This is a genomic window from Microbacterium umsixpiens, from assembly GCF_053543675.1.
Window position 1 is genome coordinate 1 of record NZ_JBLVOH010000250.1, and the last position, 5,896, is coordinate 5,896.

Consider the following 5,896-nt stretch of genomic DNA (forward strand, 5'->3'; position numbering starts at 1 on the left):
GGGCGTGCGCGGCCGCCGTCACGCTGTCCCGATCCGAGACGCCGAGCTTGCGGTAGATGTTGCGCACGTGGGTCTTGACGGTGTTCGGGGAGATGAACTCCTCTTGCGCGATCTGACGCAGCGTCGCGTTACGGCTCAGCGCCAGCAGCACGATGCGTTCTCGATGCGTGAGTTCCGTGTCCACGAGCAACCCCGCGGAGATGAGACGCTCACGGACGGTATCGGCGAAGCGTGTCCGGGTACCGGCGGTCGCGCGCGCGCCCAGTAGACGCAGCACGGCGGGATCGGCCGCGGCGATACGGCGGACGTGCTCCTCCGGCTCGGCCAGCGAGAGCGCCAGGGAGAGCGAGGCCTGGGCCCGCTCGGAGTCACCGGTGTGCACGTCGAGCGCGGCAGCGACCAGCCAGGCGTCCACCATCGAGGCCGGCAGCGCGCACGTCATCGAACCGTCGAGGACGGGGGCGAGCGTCTCGCGCGCGACCGCGTGCCGATGGTCGTGCAGAGCCGCGATCGCGCGGAGGATCACCACCTCACCACTCGTGCCGAGTGCGCGCTCGGTCTCGGCGATGAACTGGTCCCGCAGGTTCGGCTCTCCCAGCCGGTCGAAGGCGTGCACGGCGAAGGCGCCCAGCATCGCATACCAGTGGGGAGGGAGCGGCATGTCATCCCGAGGGAGGAGGGTTTCGAGCAGCATGGCGGCCGCCGCATGCGGTTCGGGGGCGGCTTCGGCGCTCAACAGCGCCATCAGCCCCTGCAGACCCCTCGAGATCGCCGGCTCGGAGCCCGAGTGGATGATCGCCTCCGCCGCATGGAAGGTCTGCTCGGCGTCGACCACCTGCAGACGCTCGTATGGGACCCAGTACCGCCAGACCCTGGTCACCTCGTAGAAGGGATCGTCCGGCATCCCGAGTTCGCGCCATCGGGCGTCCAGTCGCGCCCCCGAGGCGAGAACGTCGCGCATCCTGCCCCGGAAGAGGGCGCTGGTGTTCAGGACGGCGGATGCCTGGAGCTCCGCCGTGATCGCGCCGACCGCTCGCGCCTGATCGGCAGCGGAGCGCGCATAGCGCTCGGCGCGGTCCAGGTGACCGACATACAACTCGCCCATTGCCGCCTGCAGGAACGCGTAGGTGTCGAGCTGGGTCTCTCCCGTGACGGTGTCGAACGCACGTCCGAGCCGCGCGAGGGCTTCCGTGATCCCTCCGCGGCGCACGGCCGTGTGCAGATCGAGTCCCGTCAGCCACTGACGGGTCGCCGGCGACGCGTCCTGGTCGCGTACCGTCGCGAGGACGGCTGCCGCCGCCGAGGCATCGCCGCGCGCGAGCTCCGCGGCAGCGACCAGCATCTGTACCGCGGCGTCCGACCGCAGCGGTGCAGGCATCGTCCGGATCGCCTCGCTCACTTCGCACGCGTGGCCCGTCAGGATCAGCTGCATCCCGCACCGGCGCAGCACCACGGAGATGCACGCCGGATCCGCGCTCTGCGTGGCGTGTCGCAGCGCCGGGAGGTGCTCCTGCTGCTCGGCGAACCATTCGGCGGTGTCCTTCTCGAGGTGCTCGATGACGGCCCGCCCCCGATCCCGCAGGCGTGCGGCGAGGAACTCCCGCAGAAGCGGGTGATAGTGGTACCAGACGGGATCGCTACCGTGCTTGCCCATCAGCACGCTGAGCTGGATGAGCCTCTCGACGAGGGCGGCGGCGGGAGCACCGGGAGACAGCCGGTACGCGAGATCGAGCGAGAACGCCTCCGGGACGGACGTGATGAGGAGGAACTCGCGAAGCTCGTCATCCAGGTCGGCGAAGACCTCCTCGAGGAAGTAGTCGACCAGCGCAGGCGCATCCCCGCGGAGAGGTCTGTCGGTGATGTCGGCGTGCTGCAGCCCGGCGAGCACCATGAGGCGGAGTCCCGCGGCCCAGCCCTCGGTCCGCTGGAGAATCGTCGTGATCTCCCCCTGCGAGACCGTGATCCCGTTGGCCCGGAAGAAGGACCTCACCTCGGCGGGGGTGAAGGCCAGATCGGCGTTGTCGAGCTCGAGCGCGATTCCGGCGATACGACGCCGCGCCACGCGGATCAGCCGCGTGCCGCGCCCGGAGAGCACGACGTGCGCGTTGCCGGGGACAGCCTGGACGAACCCCGACAGCATGTCGGCCAGCTCCGGTGTGCGGATCAGGTGGACGTCGTCGAAGACGAGCACGATGCGGCGGGGGGTCGCCCGCAGCACGCGCGCGAGGGACCGACCCGTGTCGCTCGATACCGCTCGGGGAACCTTCGCCAGGCTCTCCTGGAGCCGCGCATCGTCGATCCGTTCGAGCGCCGATCGGAGAAGCGAGAGATCGACGTCACCGCGCTGGAACGAGACCCACACCACCGCGGTGTCCGGTTCCGCGTCGATCATCTGGGCCCAGCGGGCGAGGAGCCTGGTCTTGCCGGCTCCGGCCGGGGCGGTGACGAGCGTCAAGGTCCAGGGCTCGTCCATCGCGGCCGTGAGCCGGTCGAGCAGTCGTGGACGCGCGACGTCATCCTCGCCCGCCTCGGGGACGAACGTCCTCGGGGCACCGTCGTCGCCGATGCTCTCCGTCATGGGAACCCCCCGGTCCATCGTTCGACGCCAGGCCAGCAGATATCCGCAGTATGACACCGCGCAGATAAGGGCTCGAGCGCTTCCGTGAGGACGAAGGTCTAGACCGAGGTCGACCTCCGTCGAAGAGCGAGCACCGAGAGGAGAGACGGCACGGCTGCCCCGAAGAAGAGCGCCAGCCCGACGCCGAGAAGCGTCTCCAGTGCCCGCTCGAGGAAGCGTGCTCCGGGCTGCTCCGTGGAGTTCACCAGAATGAAGGTCAGGGCGATGAACGTCGTGAAGCCCGGGGCCACATACCAGCGGCTCCCCTGGGTAGCACACAGGGCACCGACGACGACGCCGGCCACGAGGCCGATGACGAGATCCCCCGGCGCGAGGACTGCGAAAGCGGCGGCGGCGAAAGCACCGACGAGCACCGAGATCGCCCGGCCGATACTGCGCGATATGAGCTGCCCGCGCACGGGACGCATCACGAGCAGCACCGCCGCCGTCGCCCAGCCGACGTGCTGCAGATCGAGGAGGAAGCCCACAGCGGCGGCAATCGCAGCTGCGGCACCGAGAAGGAGCCCGTAGACCAGCATCGCCCGACCTCGCGGCACAGGGGCTGCGGGCGGCGGCGGGCCATCTCGCTCCGGCCAGAGCAGGGAGACGAGCCATGCGTACAGCGATCCCGCCACCATGCTTCCCGCGAGCCCGACGGCTGCCGATGACCAGGGGAAGCTCAGACCGATGCCGATCATCGGCAGGACGAGGATCAGCACGAGCTGCGCCAGGCGGCCACGCACCGCATTGATGCACGCGAGCACGGCCGCTGCGAAGACCGCGACGACGGCGACGGCGGGCACGGTGGCGAGCAGCGAACCCATGAGCAGCCCGACCGCGCTGAGACCTCCGACGAGGAGGATGACCGCGCGACCGCGTCGCCGAGGCGGCAGCCGGAACGCCGCCGCGGGAAGAACGCCGACGGCGAGAGCGAGACCGAGCGTCGGGCTGAAGGGAGTGACGACCATCGCGGGCAGGGCGAAAGCGATCCCGAGACCGAATCGCGCCCAGTGCCAGGTCAGGCCGGCCTGGTCATCCACCCCGACCGCCTCGCCGACGCGATCCGAATGCCTCTTCGCATGCCCGTCCCCCTTGTTCGCCGACGGCGGTCTCCCGCCATTCGCCCTCACGGCTCAGCCTAGGCACCGCTCGATCAGCCGTCAGCGTGCGTCGTCGACTTCACCAGGGTGAACGCCGCCACCCGCAGCGCGCGCACGCGCGACGACCGCAGTCTCGATCCCTTCGGACACGGAATCGTGCACGCGGCCGGCGGAACGCAGTGCGGTGAACCACGGCGTGCGCCCGGCGACCTCCGCCGCCGGAGCAGGGAGCGCCGCCAGGTGGAGCGTCGTGCCCCGCTGCGAAAGCTCGCGGTCGAGGTTCTCGAGCGCCTCCAGCACGGTGATCGTCATGACTTCCTGCTGCGCGAGCCCGAGCACGACCGCATCTACCTGCTCGTCCTCGCCGTCGACCACCTCGAGGAGCTTCCTTTCGTTGGCCATCGCGTTCGCCGTGTAGAGACCGCGATCGAGGTTGACGCCGAGCACACCCTCTCGCCGACCGACCACGCGGACCTTGGGCAGGTTGATCTCGCGCAGCACCAGGATCAGCGTCGTGACGACCCCCACGGCGACAGCGGGAAGCAGCCCGGCAGTGAGACCGATGACCGCCACCGACAAGGCGACCCAGAAATCCACACTGCTGATCCGTGCCCAACGCACCAGCTCGGGGATGTTGATCAGGCCCGCGACGGCGACGAAGACCATGGCGGCGAGGGTGGCCTCGGGCATCAAACTGAGCACCGGGCCAAGGAACAGGGCGACCAGCACGGCGAGCACGACCGTGACGACCGTCGCGAGTTGCGATCGCGCTCCAGCGCTCTGGTTGACCGCGCTCTGCGAGAATCCCCCTGCAGCGGGCATGGTGCCGAAGAACGAGCCGACCGTGTTCGCCGCACCGGTCGCGAAGAGTTCCTGATCGCTGTCGATCTGAGGCTCACTCGGCGCGCGGAGGCTCCGGGCCACCGCCGCGGACTCGAGGAAGGCCATGACGGCGATCGCCAGCGCGCCGGGCACGAGAGCCGTCGCCTGGGCGAAGTCGGGTATCCCGGGGACCGGCAGACCGCTCGGCACCGCCGCGATCAGACTGACGCCGAGATCGTCGATTCGGGCGAGCCAGACGAGGACGATGCCGCCGACCACGACGATGAGTGTTCCCGGAACTTTCGGGGCCACGCGCTTGAGGACGAGCAGCACGACGATCGATCCGACCGACAGCGCGATCGTCGGCCCGTTGGCGCTGTCGAAGGCCTGCCCCACTGCGGCCAGCGATCGGAAGAATCCGTGTCCGGAGAAGTCCTCGGTCTCCCCCAGCAGCTTCGGCAGCTGCCCGACGGCCACCGTCGCACCGACGCCGATCTTGAGCCCGAGCACCGTGGCCCCGCTGATGTTCTCGACGAGGGAGCCGAGTCGGCCGACCCGGGCGAGAAGCAGGATGATTCCGACCAGCAGCGTGAGCATCATCAGGGAGCCGATCGCGTCCTCCGCGCCGGCTGCGACCCCGGCGGAGACGAGGGTCGTCGCCGTGAGCGTCGCGATCGTCGAGGTCGTCGAGACGCTCATCGCCCGGCTGCCTCCGAGGGCGGCGTAGACCACCATCGGCACGATGCACGTGTACAGCCCCACCTGGACGGGAAGGTTCGCGATCGTCGCGTACGCCATCGCCTGCGGGATCACCACGGCGCCGGCCGAGAGTCCGGCGACCACGTCTCGGACGACCCATCTGGTCTGGTAACCCGCCAGCGTGCTGAACAGCCAGGACGGTCTGGTCACTGCATCCTCCTGCCTCCGTGTGGTCGTCCGGCCGAGCGTACTGCGGTGGGGACTCACCATGAACCGCATCTCACCCTGCAGGGGTGGCCCTTCGCCAAGGCGGGCCATCCGCTTTAAGTTGTGCACAACTTACTTGCGTGCAATACTCATGGCATGGCCATGAGTGACGAGATGGTGTGCTTCTCGCTGTACTCCGCATCACGCGCGACCACGCAGGCGTACCGCACACTCCTCGCCCCCTGGGGGCTGACCTATCCGCAGTATCTCGTGCTGGCCGCACTGTGGCTCGAAGGAGAGCAGACCATCAGCTCGCTCGGGGCGGTGATGCGACTCGACTCCGGCACGCTCTCGCCCCTCGTGCGTCGTCTGGAACAGGCGGGACTCGTCACCCGAGTCCGAGGCGAGGCCGACGAACGGGTCGTGACCGTACAGCTCACCGAACGCGGCC

At 69.4% G+C, this 5,896-nt stretch carries 4 protein-coding genes; 1 reads left to right on the top strand and 3 read right to left on the bottom strand.

What is annotated here, in order from left to right; all coding sequences use genetic code 11:
- The 3 genes from ACNPM4_RS20655 to ACNPM4_RS20665 all read right to left on the bottom strand — a co-directional run.
- Positions 1 to 2,578: winged helix-turn-helix domain-containing protein (locus tag ACNPM4_RS20655; protein ID WP_448987012.1), on the bottom strand; the 2,578-nt coding region annotated here is incomplete at its 3' end.
- Positions 2,579 to 2,676: 98 nt separating this feature from the next.
- Positions 2,677 to 3,657, bottom strand: a complete 981-nt coding sequence (locus tag ACNPM4_RS20660; RefSeq protein WP_448987013.1) for an FUSC family protein — start codon at positions 3,655 to 3,657, stop codon at positions 2,677 to 2,679.
- Between the two features lie 120 nt (positions 3,658 to 3,777).
- Positions 3,778 to 5,448, bottom strand: a complete 1,671-nt coding sequence (locus tag ACNPM4_RS20665; protein WP_448987014.1) for a SulP family inorganic anion transporter — start codon at positions 5,446 to 5,448, stop codon at positions 3,778 to 3,780.
- 153 nt (positions 5,449 to 5,601) lie between these two features.
- Here ACNPM4_RS20665 and ACNPM4_RS20670 point away from each other — a divergent pair.
- Positions 5,602 to 5,896, top strand: a 295-nt coding sequence (locus tag ACNPM4_RS20670) for a MarR family winged helix-turn-helix transcriptional regulator (RefSeq protein WP_448987015.1), incomplete at its 3' end; no start/stop codon positions are given.